Consider the following 15,558-nt stretch of genomic DNA (forward strand, 5'->3'; position numbering starts at 1 on the left):
CCGACTCCTGGAGAAACGCGATCAGCGACGGGCCAGAAAGGCGCCACCGCCCGACACACGCGAGATCCGCATTCTCCTGCTCCACGCCTACGGTTTGGGCGGCACCATCAGAACGGTCTTCAACCTGGCCGCCCACCTGGCCGAACGGCATGACGTCGAGATCGTCAGCGTCGTACGCGAACTCCCGGAATTCTTCTTCGAACCGCCGCCCGGCGTGCGCATCACCTATCTGGACGATCGGGTGAACGGCAGAAAAGGGGTGCTCAACCGCTTCCGCAGCCGCCTGACGCCGCCCGACGAGGCCGCCGCCCACTGGTTCACCCTGAAGACCGACCTCGCCCTGGCCCGCTACATCCGCACCCGCCGCGGCGGCGTCCTCATCGGCACCCGCCCGGCCCTCAACCTGCTGATCGCCCGGTTCGCCGGACCCGAGGTGATCACCATCGGCCAGGAGCACGCGAACCTCCCCTCGCACGGCGAGGAGACCACGAAGCAGATCGTCCGCCGCTACGGCCGCCTGACCGCCGTGGCCACGCTCACCGAGACCGACCTGCGGTCGTACCGGAAGGCCCTGAAGAAGCGCCCGGCCCACCTGGTCCGGATCCCGAACGCGGTGCCCAAGCTGAACGCCGCGACGGCGCGGCGCACCGCGCCGGTCGTGGTGGCGATCGGGCGGCTGGCCCACGTCAAGGGCTACGACCTGCTGATCCGCGCCTGGGCCCACGTCCACCGCGCCCACCCCGAGTGGGAGTTGCGCATCTACGGCTCGGGACCCCGCCACGACAAGCTCCAGGCGTCGATCGAGAAGAAGGAGCTGACCGGCTGCGTGCGCCTCATGGGCCCGGCCACCGACGTGGGCGCGGTGCTGGCCGAGGCGTCGATCAACGTGCTCAGCAGCCGCCGCGAGGGCATGCCGATGACCATCCTGGAGGCCATGAGCGTGGGCGTCCCGGTCGTCGCCTACGACTGCCCCACGGGCCCGGCCGAGATCATCACCGACGGCCACAACGGCCTGCTCGTGCCGGCCGGCAAGATCCACGCCATGGCCGACGCCATCGGCCGCCTCATCGCCGACCCCGATCTGCGCACCCACCTGGCCGAGAACGGCCTGGTCACGGCCAAGGAGTACGACATCGCCGCGATCGGCCCCCAGTGGGAGGAACTGCTCACCGCGTGCTCAGCGGCGTCTCCTCGGCCAGACGGGACAGTTTCTCCGGGTTCCTGACGTAGTAGACCTCGGTGATCAGGCCGTCCTCGACGCGCATGGACATCAGCCCGTCGAGGACGCCGTCGAGGTAGGCGAGGAAGGCCGGGCAGCCGTTGGCCTCGACCGGTTCCAGCGTCATCATCGCGCCGTAGGAGCGGAGGATGCCCGCGTAGAAGCGGATCATCTTGTCCGCGCCCACGAGGGGCCGGTGCATGGCCTGGACGTTGCCGCCGCCGTCGGCCAGCAGCACGACGTCGGGGGCCAGCAGGTCGAGCAGGGCCTGCGGGTTCCCCGTCTCGATCGCCTGCCGGAAGGCGGCCATCGCGTCTCTGGCCTGCGTCCGGCTGGGCACGCCGCGGGGGCGGCGGGCGGCCACGTGGGCGCGGGCGCGGTGGGCGATCTGCCGGACCGCCGCCTGGGTCTTGCCGACGGCCTCGGCGACCTCGGCGTACTCGAAGTCGAAGACCTCGCGGAGCACGAAGACGGCCCGCTCGGTCGGGGTGAGGGTCTCCAGGACCAGCAGCATCGCCGTCGACAGGCTGTCGGCCAGCTCGACGTCCTCGGCGACGTCGGGGGCGGTCAGCAGGGGTTCGGGCAACCACGGGCCGAAATAGGTCTCCTTGCGGCGGCCCAGGACCCGCAGCCGCCCGAGGGCCTGCCGGGTGGCGATGGTGACCAGATAGGCGCGCTGGTCGCGGACCGCCGAGAGGTCCACGCCGGTCCACTTCAGCCACGTCTCCTGGACGACGTCCTCGGCGTCGGCGGCCGAGCCCAGCAGCTCGTAGGCGACGGTGAAGAGCAGGGTGCGGTGGGCGACGAAGATCTCCGTCGCGGAATCGGTCATATCCATGAGATGCCGGAACCGGTCGTTTCGTGACATGTCACAAAGAAGTCGCGCCGAGCATCTCCTGTCCGAGGCAGTCGAGACAAGGAGACGGCGATGCAGATCGTGGTGATCGGAGCCGGATACGCGGGCACCTACGCGGCGAACATCCTGGCCAGGAAGACCAAGGCCGACATCACAGTGGTCAACCCGCGTGGCCACTTCGTCGAGCGGGTGCGCCTGCACCAGCGGGTGTCGGGCACCTCCCCGGCGCACGCCCCGCTCACGTCGATGTTGCGCGCCGGGATCACGACCAGGATCGGGACGGTCGAGAAGATCGGCGACGGGCTCGTCACGCTCGACGACGGCGCCTCGCTCGAATTCGACCTCGCGGTGCTGGCCGTCGGCAGCACGGCCCAGCCCATGCCGGGCACCATCCCCGCCGGCACCTGGGAGGGCGCGGAACAGGCGCGCGCCGCGCTCGCCACGCTGCCCTCCGGGGCGGTCGTCACGGTGATCGGCGGCGGCCCGACGGGCATCGAGACGGCGGCCGAGATCGCCGCCGCCCGTCCTGATCTGCGGGTCCGCCTCGTGGGCACCGCGGTCGCCGGCGGCTTCACCGAGGGGCCGCGGCGCCGGGTGCGGGCCGGGCTCGACCGGCTCAGGGTGGAGGTCGTCGAAGACGGCGTCACGGCGGTGGCCGACGGGCAGGTCGTGCTCCGGTCCGGTACGGCTCTCGCCACCGACCTCACCCTGTGGGGCATCGTCTCGGGCGTCCCCGACCTCGCCGCGCGCAGCGGCCTGACCGTCGACGAGGAGGGCCGCCTCGTCGTCGACGAGTTCCTGCGCAGCGTCGACGACCCGCGGGTCTTCGCCGCCGGCGACTGCGCGGCCGTGCCCGGGGCGCGGATGTCCTGCCAGGCCTCGGAACCTCAGGGCGCCACAGCGGCCCTCAACGTGGCACGGACGATCCAGGGCCGCGAGCTGACCCCGCACGTCGTGCGGTTCGTCGCCGTCTGCGTCAGCCTCGGCCGGGCGGACGCGGTGGCCCAGTTCACCCACTTCGACGACTCTCCTCGCCGGGCCTACCTGGCCGGACGCACCGGGGCGGTGCTCAAGGAGCAGGTCACGCGGGGCACCGTCTTCGGGGCGAAGGCGGGTATCCCGTTCAGATAACTCGAAATACATCCGATCTGTGAGCCACAACGACGGGATCAACCGGTCAGGAATCGCCCGATAGTCGAGGAAACATCGGATGCCAAGCCTTGTTTCAGGGTTGTTTCGATGCTATTTCCTTGACTTGACCCCCCTCACCTGACCGGAGGACCCGTGCGCCGAAGATTATGCATCGCCGGATTGGCGGTGTTCGCCATGGTGGCCGGTATGACCGCTGTCACCCAGACGCAGGCGTCCGCGCTGGCCCTGCCGCCCACCGACGACCTGACCCTCTGGTACAACTCCCCGGCCACCAACTGGGAGACGCAGGCCCTCCCGATCGGCAACGGCCCGCTGGGCGCCAAGGTGTTCGGCGGCGTCGCCTCCGAGCAGCTCCAGTTCAACGAGAAGACCCTGTGGACCGGCGGCCCCGGCGCGCAGGGCGGCTACAACCACGGCAACTGGACCTCCCCCCGCCCGGGGGCCATCGACAACATCCAGGCGCAGATCGACCAGCAGGGCCGGATCACTCCTCAGACCGTGGCCAACGCTCTCGGCCAGGGCAAGACGAACTTCGGCTCCTACCAGACCTTCGGCGACCTGTTCCTCGACTTCGCCAACCCGCCCACCAGCACCAGCGAATACCGCCGCGAGCTCAGTCTCCGCGAGGCCATCGCGCGCGTCGGCTACACGGCGGGCGGCGTCGAGTACACCCGCGAGTACTTCGCCAGCAACCCCGGCAACGTGATCGTGGCCCGCATCTCGGCCAACCAGACCGGCCGGGTGTCGTTCACGCTGCGGCACACCTCGCCGCGCAACGACAAGACGGTCACCGCCTCGAACGGGCGGCTCACCATCAAGGGCACGCTGGCCAACAACGGGCTCAAGTTCGAGGGCCAGGTCCAGGTCGTCAACCAGGGCGGCACGCGCACGGACGCCGGTGACCGTGTCACCGTCACCGGCGCCAACAGCGTGCTGCTGGTCCTGTCGGCCGGCACGAACTACTCCGACGTCTACCCGACCTACCGGGGCGCCGACCCGGCCGCCGCCGTCACCTCGCGGGTGACGACGGCCGCGGCCAAGAGCTGGGACGAGCTGAAGGCCGCCCACCTGGCCGACTACAAGAACCTGTTCGACCGGGTGAAGCTGAACATCGGCCAGACCAACCCGACCGTGCCGACCAACACGCTGCGCGCCAACTACACCGGCGGTTCCTCGACGCAGGACCGGGCGCTGGAGGCGATGTTCTTCGCGTACGGCCGCTACCTGCTCATCTCCTCCTCGCGGGAGAACGACATCCTCCCCGCCAACCTGCAGGGCGTGTGGAACAACGTGGTGAACCCGCCGTGGGACGCCGACTACCACGTCAACATCAACCTGCAGATGAACTACTGGCCGGCCGAGCAGACCAACCTCCGCGAGACCACCCGGCCCTACGACCGTTACGTGAACTCGATGGTCGCCCCCGGCCGGGTCACCGCCCAGAACATGTACGGCGCCCGCGGCTGGGTGGTCAACAACGAGACCAACCCCTACGGCTTCACCGGCGTGCACAACTACCCGCAGTCGTTCTGGTTCCCCGAGGCCGCCGCCTGGACGACCCAGCACCTCTACGACAGCTACCGCTTCAACGGCGACGTCAACTACCTGCGCAACGCCGCCTACCCGGCGATCAAGGGCGCGGCCGAGTTCTGGCTCGACTTCCTGCACGTCGACCCGCGTGACAACCGCTTGGTGGTCTCGCCGTCGTACTCGCCGGAGAACGGCGACTTCTCAGCGGGCGCGTCGATGTCGCAGCAGATCGTGCGCGAGGTCTTCACCAACGCCCTGGCCGCCGCCCGCACCCTGGGCGTCGACACCGCGCTCCAGAACGAGCTGACCACCGCGCTGTCGCGGCTCGACCCGGGCCTGCGCATCGGCCGCTGGGGCCAGCTCCAGGAGTGGAAGACCGACTGGGACTCCCAGACCGACACCCACCGCCACGTCTCCCACCTGTTCGCGCTGCACCCGAGCAACCAGATCCTCCCGGGCACGGCCGAGGCCGGCGCCGCCCGCGTCTCGCTGAACGCGCGCGGCGACGGCGGCACCGGCTGGTCGAAGGCCTGGAAGATCAACTTCTGGGCACGTCTCCTCGACGGCAACCGCGCCCACAAGCTGCTGTCGGAGCAGCTCAAGTCGTCCACCCTCGACAACCTGTGGGACACCCACCCGCCGTTCCAGATCGACGGCAACTTCGGCGCGACCTCCGGCGTCGCCGAGATGCTCCTGCAGAGCCAGCACGACACCGTGCACGTGCTGCCCGCCCTGCCGTCGACCTGGGCCAACGGCTCGGTGACGGGCCTGAAGGCACGCGGCGACATCACCGTCGACACGACGTGGAAGTCGGGCGCGGCCGAGACGATCACCCTGCGGACCGCCCGGACCAACCCGATCAAGGTCCGCACCGCCGCCGCCACGGGCACCTACGCGGTCAAGGACGAGACCGGCGCGACCGTCACCGCCACCCGGACCGGCGACACGCTGAGCTGGAACGCGACCGCAGGGAAGACGTACACGATCAGCTTCACCACGGGCGGCGGCGGCACCACCCAGACCGTCGAGGGGGAGGCGTTCACCTCGCAGTCGGGTGTCCAGCCCGCCGGGCACGCCACCGCCAGCGGCGGCCAGACCGTCGGCTACATCGACAACGGCGACTGGGCGGCCTACTCGCAGGTCAGCACCGCGGGCCTGCGCACCTTCAGCGCCCGGGTCTCCTCGGGCGGCCCCGGCGGCACGATCACGATCAGGGCCGGATCGCCGACCGGGACCGTGCTCGGCTCGGTGGCGGTCGCGCCCACCGGAAGCTGGGACACGTTCGCGACCGTGTCGACGACGTTGACCGGGACCGGCTCCGGCCCGCTCTATCTGGTCTTCTCCGGCGGGGCGGGCAGTCTGCTCGACGTCGACACCATCACGGTGTCGACCACCGGCGGCGGTCCCCAGCCGGTGACCGTCCAGGGTGAGGCCTGGACCTCGATGAGCGGCGTGCAGCAGGCCGACCACCCGAGCGCCCAGGGCGGATACTCGGTCGGCTACATCGACAACGGCGACTGGACGGCCTACTCGGGGGTGAACACCTCGGGCCTGCGCAACTTCAGCGCCCGGGTGTCATCGGCCGGGGCCGGCGGCACCATCCAGATCAGGTCGGGCTCGCAGACCGGCACGCTGCTCGGCTCGGTCGCGGTGGCGCCCACGGGCGGCTGGGACACCCACGTGACCGTCTCCACCACGCTGACCGGATCGGCCTCCGGGCCGCTCTACCTGGTCTTCACGGGAGGCGCGGGCTCCCTGTTCGACGTCGACTCCTTCACGGTGTCCTGACGTGAAAGGGGCGTCCCGGGCGGGGCGCCCCTTTCCTACTTCTCCGTACGGACCAGCTCCGGCCGGAAGGCGATGATCAGGCCGAGCGTGGCGTAGCCGACCAGCAGGTGCGTCGCACCGACCACGTCGCCCACCTCCGGGCCCAGGATGCCCATGGCCGGGATCGTCACCACGGCCCAGCTCTCGGCGACCACCGGCCACACGCGGGCCAGGCCGCGCCAGCGCCCGGCGAAGGCGACCTTGATCCCGATCACGAACATGCCGAGCATCGAAAGCGGCCAGAAGACGTCGAGGATGGCCAGCCAGTCGGCGTCGCGCTGGCCGGGCAGGAGGGCGTGCAGCAGGCTCCAGACCATCGCCGGCACCAGCAGCACCCGCTCGGCCTGCAACATGCCGCGGGCCAGCCGGCTCGTCCCGGTCGCCCGGGTGCGGATCATGAGGGCCAGCAGGCACATCAGGCCGAACTGGAAGGCCAGCCCGCCCAGGTCGGTGAGCTTCCAGCCCAGGTCGGTGGTCGGCTGGAAGCCGTAGAAGAGGCTGGCGGCCGACCAGACCAGCGCACCCGACGACAGGCCCAGGGCCAGTCTGCGGGTGGTGGTCTCGGTCTCGGCGGGGGCGGCGGTGAGGGTCATCGTGCGTCCTTCGTCTCTCGGGAACGACGACCATGCTGCGGATCGGGCGGCCCGGACCGTCAGGGCACGGCGTCCTGTTCCGGTGCCCGGTACAAATGGGACACGAGTCCTAGGGACTTCGCTGACCTGCTGCGGGACACTTTCCTGGTGCGGAAGGTGCTCTTCGCGGTCGCGGTGGCCGCCCTGCCCGCCGCGGCCCTCATCGACGTACGGGTCCCGGCGGCCCATCGCGCCGGGCTGGTCCTCCAGCCGGGCGCGTTCGACGCGCTGGCCGGGATCGCGCTGGCGACGGCCGGATTGGTCGTGCTCGGCAGGTTCCCCCGGCACGCGCTCGGCCGGCTGATGTCGGTGTTCGGCGCCTGGTGGGCGCTCGACGGGCTGGCGTCGTCGTGGCTGGCCTACTCGACGCTCGAAGGACTGCCGGGAGACTCGGCGGCCTTCCTGATCTACCAGCGCTTCGGCGCGGGCCTCCTGCTGCTGTTGCCGCTGCTCCTGCTGCTGTTCCCCGAGGGGAGGCTGCCGACGGGCCGGTGGCGGGTGGTCTCGCTCGTCAGCCTGGGTTTGACGAGCCTGCTGCCGCTGGCATTGGTCGCGGCGCCGTCGCGGATCGCCCAGGCCACCTCCGAACCGGGCCCCCTTCCGGCGGCCCTGCGCAGCGTCGACCTCGACCTCCTCTATCTGCCGCTGCCCGACGAGGTCTGGACCGTCGTGTTGCGGGTGGCCCAGCTCTGCGTGCCGCTGAGCCTGGTCGCGCCGTTCGTGGTGGTCGTCCGGCGCTACCGCGCGTCGGCCGGGCTCGACCGGGCGCGGCTGCGCTGGCTGGTCTGGGCGGGCGTGGTCGACCTCATGGTCATGCTGACGTTCCGGCTGCTGCCGGGTTCGTGGACGGCGATCGGCCTCACGGTCGGCGTCGTCCTCACCGCCGCGGCGGTCGCGGTCGGGGTCGTCCGGCCCGACCTGGTCGACGTCGACCGCCTGCTCGGCGGAACCGTCGTGTACGCCCTCCTGCTGGCCCTGACCTTCGTGCTCGACCTGGTCGTGCTGGGCAGCGCCGGGCAGTACCTCGGCTCCCGCCTGAACGACGGCGAACGCCTGGTCATCGCCGTGTTCGCGGTCGCCATCGGCTACGCGCAACTGCGCCACCGGTTGCAGCGGCTGGTCCGCCGCTGGGTCGTGGGCGACCGCGACGACCCCTACCACGTGGTCTCCGGCCTGGCCGAACGGCTGGAGGCGACCGACGACTCCGAGGCGCAGCTCCTCACGCTGGCCCGCACGGTCAGGCGGGCGTTCCGGACGTCGTACGTCGGCGTCGAGATCACCGACGCGCTCCTGGTCGAAGACGGCGAACGCCCGGCGGAGACCCGGGCGCTGCCCATCGCCTACCGGGGAGAACGCGTCGGCCGGCTGGTGCTGCCCGCCCGGGTCACCCGCCCGACGTCGGGCGACGAACGGCTGCTCGCCGACGTGATCCGCCAGGCCGCGGCGGCGGCGCGGGCCGTCCACCTGGCGGAGGAGCTGCAACGCGGCCGGGAGAGAATCGTCTCGGCCGTCGAGGACGAACGCCGCCGCCTGCGCCGCGAGCTCCACGACGGCCTCGGCCCGACCCTGGCGGCCGTCGCCGCCCGCATCGACATGGCCAGGATCACCGCCCGCCGCTCCGGCGACGACGCCGACCAGATCCTCGGCCAGGCCCGCCAGGAGCTCACCGGCCTGCTCGCCGAGGTCAGACGCCTGGTCCACGGCCTGCGCCCCCCGGCACTCGACGACGTCGGCCTGGTCGGGGCCATCCGCCAGCTCGCCCCCGACCTCACGATGCGGGTGGAGGAACACGGCGACCTGACGGGCCTGCCCGCGGCGGTCGAGGTGGCCGCCTACCGGATCGCCGCCGAGGCCGTCACGAACGTCCGCCGCCACGCCCGCGCCACGACCTGCACGGTGACCCTCACCCGCGCCGACGGCGTCCTGAACGTCGAGATCACCGACGACGGCGTCGGCCTGGGAACGGCCACGACGACCGGCGTGGGCCTGGTGTCCATGCGCGAACGCGCCGCCGAACTCGGCGGCACCTGCGTGGTCGCCCCGATGGAGCCGAGAGGGACCCGCGTGCTGACGAGCCTGCCCGCCCGCGACGAGGTGACGGTATGACCATCAGGGTCCTGGTCGTCGACGACCACCCGGTGTTCCGCGAGGGCTTCGCCGCCCTGCTGGGCAGCATCGACGAGATCGACGTCATCGGCACCGCCGCCAACGGCGCCGAAGCGGTGACCCGGGCGGTTCGGGAAGAGCCTGACGTGATCGTCATGGACGTCTCGATGCCCGAGATGGACGGCATCGAGGCCACCCGCCGCGTCCTGGCCGACCGCCCGGAGACCGGCGTGGTCGTCCTGACCATGTCGGAGGAGGACGGCACCATCTTCGACGCCCTCCGCGCCGGCGCCCGCGGCTACCTGCTGAAGGGCGCCGAACCCGACGAGGTCGTGCGCGCCATCACGACGGTGGCCGGCGGAGGCGTGGTCTTCGGCGCCGTCCTCGCCGGCCGCATCGCCGACTTCCTCGCCCCGCGCCCCCCGGCCACCTCGGGCGAGACCTTCCCGACCCTGACGGCCCGGGAGCACGAGATCCTCGACCTGGTCGCGGCCGGCCTCTCGAACGCCCAGATCGCCGCCCGCCTCTTCCTGTCCCAGAAGACCGTCCGCAACCACGTGTACGCGGTCATGGGCAAACTCCAGGCGGCCGACCGAGCCGAGGCCATCATCCGAGCGAGAGACGCCGGCCTCGGCCGCTAGACGGCTACCAGCGGTTCCCGATCTGGGGAGCGATCAGTTCGTCGTAGATCTCGTTGACCGCGGCCAGGGTCTCGCCGCTCAGGGGGGCGAGGTCGGCGGCGGCGCTGTTCGAGCGGGCCTGGCCCGGGTTGCTGGCGCCCGGGATGATAGCGCTCACACCCGGCTGGTCGATGATCCAGCGCAGGGCGAACTGGGCCATCGTGGCGCCCTCGGGGACCAGCGGGGCCAGGCGGCGGACCGCTTCCAGGCCCGTCTCGAAGTCGACGCCCGAGAACGTCTCGCCGACGTCGAAGGCCGCGCCGTGGCGGTTGTAGTTGCGGTGGTCGTTCTCCGGGAAGGTCGTGGCGGTGTCGTACCGGCCGGAGAGGAGGCCGCTCGCCAGCGGGACCCGGGCGATGATCCCGACCCCGGCCTCGCGGGCGGCGGGGAGCACCTCCGCGAGCGGGCCGAGGCGCAGCATGTTCAGGATGATCTGCACGCTGGCCACGCCCGGACGGGCGATCGCCTTCAGGGCCTCCTCGCGGGTCTCCACGCTGACCGCGTAGTTCTTCATGCGGCCCTCGGCGACCATGGTGTCGAGGGCGTCGAAGACCTCGTCGCTCGAGTAGACCGGCGTGGGCGGGCAGTGGAGCTGGACCAGGTCGAGGGTGTCGACGCCCAGGTTCTGCCGCGACCGGTCGTTCCAGGCGCGGAAGTTGTCGAGGTTGTAGTTCTCGGGGGTCTGCTCGACCCGGCGGCCCATCTTGGTCGCCACCAGGATGTCGGGGTGGTCCTTGATGAAGCGGCCGATGAACTGCTCGCTGCGGCCGTCGCCGTAGACGTCGGCGGTGTCGAAGAAGTCGACGCCCGTCTCGACGGCGGTCTCCAGGACGGCGAAGGCGGTCTCCTCGCTGACGTCGCCCCAGTCGGCGCCGAGCTGCCAGGTGCCGAGGCCGACCACGGACACGTCACGGCCGGTCCGGCCGAGTCTGCGGTGTTCCACGTCTTTCCTTCCATAGTGGAATCTGCAGGTCCGAGACTAGTCACCCGAGATCAGGGCTTCCGACTCCAGGACGTCGGCGACGACGTGGTCGGCCCCGGAGCCGCGCGGTTCCCGGGTGACCCAGATCGTGCGCAGCCCGGCCGCCCGGCCGCCCTCGATGTCGGCGGCGTGGTTGTCGCCCACCATCCAGCCGCCGCCCGCCAGGGGCAGGCCGCACCGCTTGGCGGCGATCTCGAAGATGGCCACGTCGGGTTTCCTGATCCCCTCGACCCCGGCCACGGCGAACCCGTCGACCGCGTCGGCCAGCCCGGTGGCGCGGAGTTTGCCGAGCTGGTTGTCGGCCATGCCGTTGGCCACGATCCCGACCTTCCACCCGGCGGCCCGCAGCCGGGCCAGCATGGCCAGCACCTCAGGCCGGCACTCGACCAACTCCGGCATCCGGGCCCGGTAGGCGGCCCACAGTTCCTCGGCGGACGGGGCGAGGTCGAAGTGATACTTGATCCACCGGAACATCAGGTCCCGGTGGGGGATGTCCAGATCGAGCAGCCACCGCACCCCGTCGTCACCCAGGCCGTGGGCGTCGGCGAACTCGGCGGCCCAGGCGCCGAACGCCCCGTCGAGATCGATGAGCGTGTTGTCCATGTCGAACAGGACCAGCCGTTGCACGCGGCCGACTCTATAGAGGTGCCCTGAATGAAGCACGTGCTGGCGGCCCTGACCCTGCTGGCGACCTCGCAGTGCGCGGCCGATCCGGAGGCCGTCTATCTGGTCGCCAACCACGACCAGACGGTGACCGTCCACAACACGATCGGGCTCGCGGTCAGCGACGACCTCAGGCTGCCCGAGGTGGCATACGTCGAGCGCATCTCCGCCGCCGACGACGGTTTCCACGTGCTCGGCCTGACCGGCGACTTCGAGCCGCGCTACTTCCGCCTCCGCCGGCCCGCCTACACGCCCGAGCCCGTCGACGCCTTGAAGGGCGTCGGCACCACCAAGCACGCCTGGGCGATGACCCGCGACGGAACCAAGGTCGCCTTCGAGACGGTCACGAGGCCCTCGCTCGTCGTCCGGGACGTCGGGACCGGTCGCCAGACGGTCACGAAGGTGCCCGACCTGAGCCGGCTGGCCTGGTCTCCCGACGGGAGACGGCTGCTCCTCACGATCTCGCTGCCCTGCACCCCGCTGCCTCCGTCGGAATCGGGCCCCGCCTCCTGCCTGCCGGAACAGCAACTCCGGTTCCTGGACGCCGACCGCCCCCTGAGAACGTTCAAGGAGATCACGGCCGATCCGGTGGTCACCGGCGACGGCATCCTCGTCGGCGTCCCCGGCGAGATCCTCCACCTGGCCCACGACGGCACGATCCTCGACCGGTTCAAGGGAACAGGACGGCTCTCCCTCCGGAAGAACCAGCTCATGATCCAGGGTGGCGGACGCCTCACCATCGGTCCCCTGACCGGCGGAAACCGGCGCGACTTGCCGTGGGAGGACTCGGTCATGGCAACCGCGACCTGGTGACGCCATGATCACGTTCGCCGGACCACGGGGGCCCGGCGGGAACGTGAGGAATGACCGATGAGCTGGGTTCTGGCCGCCTTTCTGCTGGCCGAGGTGCCGGGGGTGCCGACCGTCGCCGAGGCGCTCGACCGATTGGAGACGCTGGAGGTCGCCGAGGAGCGGAACGCGTCGACCTATGACCGGGTGCTGTTCCCCCACTGGTCGACCGTGTCCGGCACCTGCAACACCCGTGAGACCGTGCTCCGGCGCGACGGGGTCGGCGTCGTCACCGACGAGGCCTGCCGGGCGGTGTCCGGCACGTGGCACAGCCCGTACGACGGCGGGATCTGGACCATGGCCGCCGACGTGGACATCGACCACATGGTCCCGCTCAAGGAGGCGTGGCGGTCGGGGGCCTGGGCGTGGACGACCGAGAAGCGGCGGCGGTTCGCCAACGATCTCGACGGGCCGCAGCTCTGGGCGGTGACCGACAACGTCAACCAGGCCAAGGGCGACAAGGACCCCTCGGATTGGAAACCGCCGCTGCGGGACTTCCAGTGCGTGTACGCGAAGTCCTGGATCGCCGTCAAGCACGCGTACACGCTGACTTTGCAGGCCGAGGAGAAGACGGCGCTCCTGGACATGCTGCTCACCTGCTGAGGCAACGACTCGGGAAAATGCCTTCAAACCGCCACGAACAGGTTGTTAGTTTCGGCAGAAAGGGGGGTGGTTGTGTTGACCAGTGCCCGGGAGGTCAAAGACCGCTGCATCGAGGCCTACAACCGGCACGACATCGGCGCGATGTTGCGGGAGTTCTCGCCCGCGGGTGTCCTGGTCACGCCGACGGGCATCCAGGAGGGCCGGGAGCAGGTCGCCTGGTACTACGCCCACTGGTTCGCGGCGTTCTCGGATCTGAAGGTGACCGCGTGGATGTTGCCGACGTCCTGCGACCCGGCCGTCACCGAGTTCACGATCACCGGCACCCATGACGGGCCGTTCCTGCTCGTCGACGGAGCGGAACTGCCCGCCACGGGGCGGCGGATCGCGCTGCGCGGGGTGTCGGTCTGCACGATCGAGGACGGCCTGATCGTCACCGACCGCGACTACTACGACCAGCTGGAGCTCTACAGCCAGCTCGGGCTGCCGGTGGGTGTGGGGGTCTCTTCCTAGACCGCCGGGGCGGGTTTGCGCGCCTCGACGACCAGGGGGAACGGCCGGGGATAGGGGGCGCCCACGCCGAACTGGCCCGCGAGGGTGTCGGCGAAGGCGGCCGCGATGCGCAGTTCGCCCTGGCCGTTGGGGTGGGTGCCGTCCCAGGTGTGGGCCGAGGCGACGAACTCGGCGTGGGTGGCGGCGATGACGATCGGGGAGCGCGCGGTCGTCATGTCGCCGGCCGTGAGGATCAACCGGCGGTTGAACTCCGACACGCGCGCGTTGAACTCGGGGTCGACGGAGGCCCGGTGGGTGTCGAGGACCGTGCCCAGGACGATCTTCACGTTCTGGTTGCCGGTTCTGGCGTTGGAGATGAAGGCGCGCAGGTTGGCCTCGTTCTGGTCGGCGGAGTGGCCGTACCAGAAGAGGTCGTTGATCCCCAGCAGGACCAGCAGGTATTCGGGCCGGTGGGCGGCCACCTTCTGGCCGATCTCCGCCATCTCCAGGCAGTAGGGGCGGCCCCACTGGGCGTTGTGGTCGGGGTCGAAGTCGGGGTCGGCGTAGGTGCCGTCGCCGTCGCCGGGCTCGGGGGTCGCGATGGCGTCGAGGTCGTTGCGGGGGCCGACGAAGTCGAGGGTGACGCCGTGGTTCTTGAGGTGCTTGAACAGCCGGTAGCGCCAGGTCCAGTCGCCGCTGCTGCCGTGGCTGATGGAGTCGCCGACGATCATCAAGGTGACAACGCTCATAATCACTGAATGTAGCTGTATGAACACGGTTCGTCATTCAGGAGTTGTCATGCTGCCGCTGCACATGCGCCGTCAGGAGTTCGACCCGCACCCCGATCTGACCGGGCTGATCCACCAAGAGGGGCTCGCCCGGGTCCCGACGCTCTACGGCGGACCGGAGGCGTGGCTGGTCACCCGCTACGACGAGGTGCGCGACGTGCTGCGCGACCCCGAGACGTTCAGCAACGCGCTCAGCCTCAACCTGCGCTTCCCCGACCTGCCGGAGCCGACCCCGGAGGAGGAGGTCCAGATGCGCGCGGGCGCGATGCTCATGATGGACCCGCCCGAGCACACCCGGCTGCGGCGGATGCTGACGCCCGAGTTCACGATGCGGCGCATCCGCCGCCTGGAGCCTCGGGTGACGGAGATCGTGCACGACCATCTCGACGCGATGGAGGCCAAGGGGCCGCCGGCCGACCTGGTCACCGACTTCGCCATGCCGGTTCCGTCGCTGGTCATCTGCGAACTGCTGGGCGTGCCCTATCAGGACCGGGCGGCCTTCCAGGAACGTACCGCCACGATGATGGACATCGCCTGCCCGCCCGAGAGACGGCTCAGCGCGCAGCGGGAGGCCCGCGACTACATGGCCGACCTGGTCGCGCGGCACACCGCGACCCCCGGCGACGACCTGCTCGGCATGCTCATCCGGGAGCACGACCTGGAGATCGACGAGCTCATCGGGATCGGCGGGCTGCTGCTGATCGCGGGGCACGAGACGACCGCCAACATGCTCGGCCTGGGCACCCTCGCCCTGCTGCGCAACCCCGACCAGCTCGCCGGGTTGCCCGACGACGTCGACGGCGCGGTGGAGGAGCTGCTGCGTTACCTCAGCATCCTGCACGCCGGGGTCGCCAAGGTCGCCACCCGCGACGTCGAGCTCTCCGGCACGAAGATCCGTGAGGGCGACGTCGTGGTGGTCTCGCTCCCGGCCGCCAACCGCGACCCCGCCTTCGCCGAACACCCCGACCGGCTCGACATCGGCCGGGAGAACCACGCGCACGTCGCCTTCGGCTACGGCGCGCACCACTGCCTGGGCGCGCCGCTGGCGCGCATGGAGATGCGCATCGCCTTCCCCGCGCTGTTCGCCCGGTTCCCGGGCCTGCGTGAGACCGGGCCGGGCGCGGAGTTCCGGTCGCATCACTTCGTGTACGGGCTCTCGACGCTTCCCGTCGCCTGGTAGGC

The 15,558-nt window shown here is 70.8% G+C and carries 14 protein-coding genes; 9 read left to right on the plus strand and 5 right to left on the minus strand.

From position 1 onward, the window contains the following. Positions 1-94 precede the first annotated feature (94 nt). Complete coding sequence (locus QSK34_RS15375) at positions 95-1,225, plus strand: glycosyltransferase family 4 protein (protein ID WP_285584623.1); 1,131 nt, start codon at positions 95-97, stop codon at positions 1,223-1,225. Here the strand turns inward: QSK34_RS15375 and QSK34_RS15380 are convergent. Next, positions 1,167-2,051, minus strand: coding sequence for an RNA polymerase sigma-70 factor (locus tag QSK34_RS15380; protein ID WP_285584625.1), 885 nt, complete (start codon positions 2,049-2,051; stop codon positions 1,167-1,169). The two genes, QSK34_RS15375 and QSK34_RS15380, sit on opposite strands and share 59 nt — an antisense overlap. A 96-nt stretch (positions 2,052-2,147) precedes the next feature. Between QSK34_RS15380 and QSK34_RS15385 the strand changes: the two genes are divergently transcribed. Further along, the gene (locus QSK34_RS15385; RefSeq protein ID WP_285584627.1) at positions 2,148-3,206 is read left to right on the plus strand and encodes an NAD(P)/FAD-dependent oxidoreductase; all 1,059 of its coding nucleotides are present in this window, start codon (positions 2,148-2,150) and stop codon (positions 3,204-3,206) included. Positions 3,207-3,413: 207 nt separating this feature from the next. After that, complete coding sequence (locus QSK34_RS15390) at positions 3,414-6,545, plus strand: glycosyl hydrolase family 95 catalytic domain-containing protein (RefSeq protein WP_285584629.1); 3,132 nt, start codon at positions 3,414-3,416, stop codon at positions 6,543-6,545. Between the two features lie 35 nt (positions 6,546-6,580). Here the strand turns inward: QSK34_RS15390 and QSK34_RS15395 are convergent, their stop codons facing one another. Then, a complete protein-coding gene (locus QSK34_RS15395; RefSeq protein WP_285584631.1) occupies positions 6,581-7,177 on the minus strand; it encodes an acyl-CoA synthetase family protein in 597 nt (198 codons plus the stop codon). Positions 7,178-7,324: 147 nt separating this feature from the next. Here QSK34_RS15395 and QSK34_RS15400 point away from each other — a divergent pair, with 147 nt between their 5' ends. Together QSK34_RS15400 and QSK34_RS15405 are read left to right on the plus strand one after the other, a co-directional pair. Next, positions 7,325-9,322: a sensor histidine kinase gene (locus QSK34_RS15400; protein ID WP_285584633.1), complete on the plus strand. Its 1,998-nt coding sequence runs from the start codon at positions 7,325-7,327 to the stop codon at positions 9,320-9,322. After that, the gene (locus QSK34_RS15405) at positions 9,319-9,963 is read left to right on the plus strand and encodes a response regulator (RefSeq protein ID WP_285584634.1); all 645 of its coding nucleotides are present in this window, start codon (positions 9,319-9,321) and stop codon (positions 9,961-9,963) included. The genes QSK34_RS15400 and QSK34_RS15405 overlap by 4 nt, the downstream gene beginning before the upstream one ends. A gap of 4 nt (positions 9,964-9,967) precedes the next feature. On the opposite strand, the gene QSK34_RS15410 is transcribed toward QSK34_RS15405, so the two are convergent. Continuing rightward, positions 9,968-10,945, minus strand: coding sequence for an aldo/keto reductase (locus QSK34_RS15410; protein ID WP_161480895.1), 978 nt, complete (start codon positions 10,943-10,945; stop codon positions 9,968-9,970). A 36-nt stretch (positions 10,946-10,981) separates the two neighbouring features. Then, positions 10,982-11,611, minus strand: coding sequence for an HAD family hydrolase (locus tag QSK34_RS15415; RefSeq protein WP_285584636.1), 630 nt, complete (start codon positions 11,609-11,611; stop codon positions 10,982-10,984). A gap of 27 nt (positions 11,612-11,638) precedes the next feature. On the opposite strand from QSK34_RS15415, the gene QSK34_RS15420 reads away from it, so the two are divergent. From QSK34_RS15420 to QSK34_RS15430, 3 genes are all read left to right on the plus strand, one after another. Further along, positions 11,639-12,460, plus strand: a complete 822-nt coding sequence (locus QSK34_RS15420) for a hypothetical protein (RefSeq protein WP_285584638.1) — start codon at positions 11,639-11,641, stop codon at positions 12,458-12,460. A gap of 57 nt (positions 12,461-12,517) precedes the next feature. Next, positions 12,518-13,099 (plus strand): HNH endonuclease family protein, encoded by a 582-nt coding sequence (locus tag QSK34_RS15425; protein WP_285584640.1) that lies wholly within the window; start codon positions 12,518-12,520, stop codon positions 13,097-13,099. A 72-nt stretch (positions 13,100-13,171) separates the two neighbouring features. Beyond that, positions 13,172-13,609 carry an ester cyclase gene (locus QSK34_RS15430; RefSeq protein ID WP_285584642.1) on the plus strand — a complete coding sequence of 146 codons (438 nt, stop codon included), beginning with the start codon at positions 13,172-13,174 and terminating at the stop codon, positions 13,607-13,609. Here QSK34_RS15430 and QSK34_RS15435 read toward each other — a convergent pair. After that, positions 13,606-14,337, minus strand: coding sequence for a GDSL-type esterase/lipase family protein (locus QSK34_RS15435; protein ID WP_285584644.1), 732 nt, complete (start codon positions 14,335-14,337; stop codon positions 13,606-13,608). The two genes, QSK34_RS15430 and QSK34_RS15435, sit on opposite strands and share 4 nt — an antisense overlap. Before the next feature lie 49 nt (positions 14,338-14,386). On the opposite strand from QSK34_RS15435, the gene QSK34_RS15440 reads away from it, so the two are divergent. After that, positions 14,387-15,556: a cytochrome P450 gene (locus tag QSK34_RS15440; RefSeq protein WP_285584646.1), complete on the plus strand. Its 1,170-nt coding sequence runs from the start codon at positions 14,387-14,389 to the stop codon at positions 15,554-15,556. Positions 15,557-15,558 lie beyond the last annotated feature (2 nt).

Origin of the sequence: Herbidospora sp. NBRC 101105 (assembly GCF_030269205.1) — a bacterium.
GTDB lineage: Bacteria > Actinomycetota > Actinomycetes > Streptosporangiales > Streptosporangiaceae > Herbidospora > Herbidospora solisilvae.

Bases quoted from the DNA above. Each gene is read 5' to 3' on its own strand.
- QSK34_RS15380 (WP_285584625.1), bottom strand. From the start codon at position 2,051: ATGACCGATTCCGCGACGGAGATCTTCGTCGCCCACCGCACCCTGCTC.
- QSK34_RS15385 (WP_285584627.1), top strand. From the start codon at position 2,148: ATGCAGATCGTGGTGATCGGAGCCGGATACGCGGGCACCTACGCGGCG.
- QSK34_RS15390 (WP_285584629.1), top strand. From the start codon at position 3,414: ATGACCGCTGTCACCCAGACGCAGGCGTCCGCGCTGGCCCTGCCGCCC.
- QSK34_RS15395 (WP_285584631.1), bottom strand. From the start codon at position 7,177: ATGACCCTCACCGCCGCCCCCGCCGAGACCGAGACCACCACCCGCAGA.
- QSK34_RS15405 (WP_285584634.1), top strand. From the start codon at position 9,319: ATGACCATCAGGGTCCTGGTCGTCGACGACCACCCGGTGTTCCGCGAG.
- QSK34_RS15420 (WP_285584638.1), top strand. From the start codon at position 11,639: ATGAAGCACGTGCTGGCGGCCCTGACCCTGCTGGCGACCTCGCAGTGC.
- QSK34_RS15425 (WP_285584640.1), top strand. From the start codon at position 12,518: ATGAGCTGGGTTCTGGCCGCCTTTCTGCTGGCCGAGGTGCCGGGGGTG.
- QSK34_RS15435 (WP_285584644.1), bottom strand. From the start codon at position 14,337: ATGAGCGTTGTCACCTTGATGATCGTCGGCGACTCCATCAGCCACGGC.
- QSK34_RS15440 (WP_285584646.1), top strand. From the start codon at position 14,387: ATGCTGCCGCTGCACATGCGCCGTCAGGAGTTCGACCCGCACCCCGAT.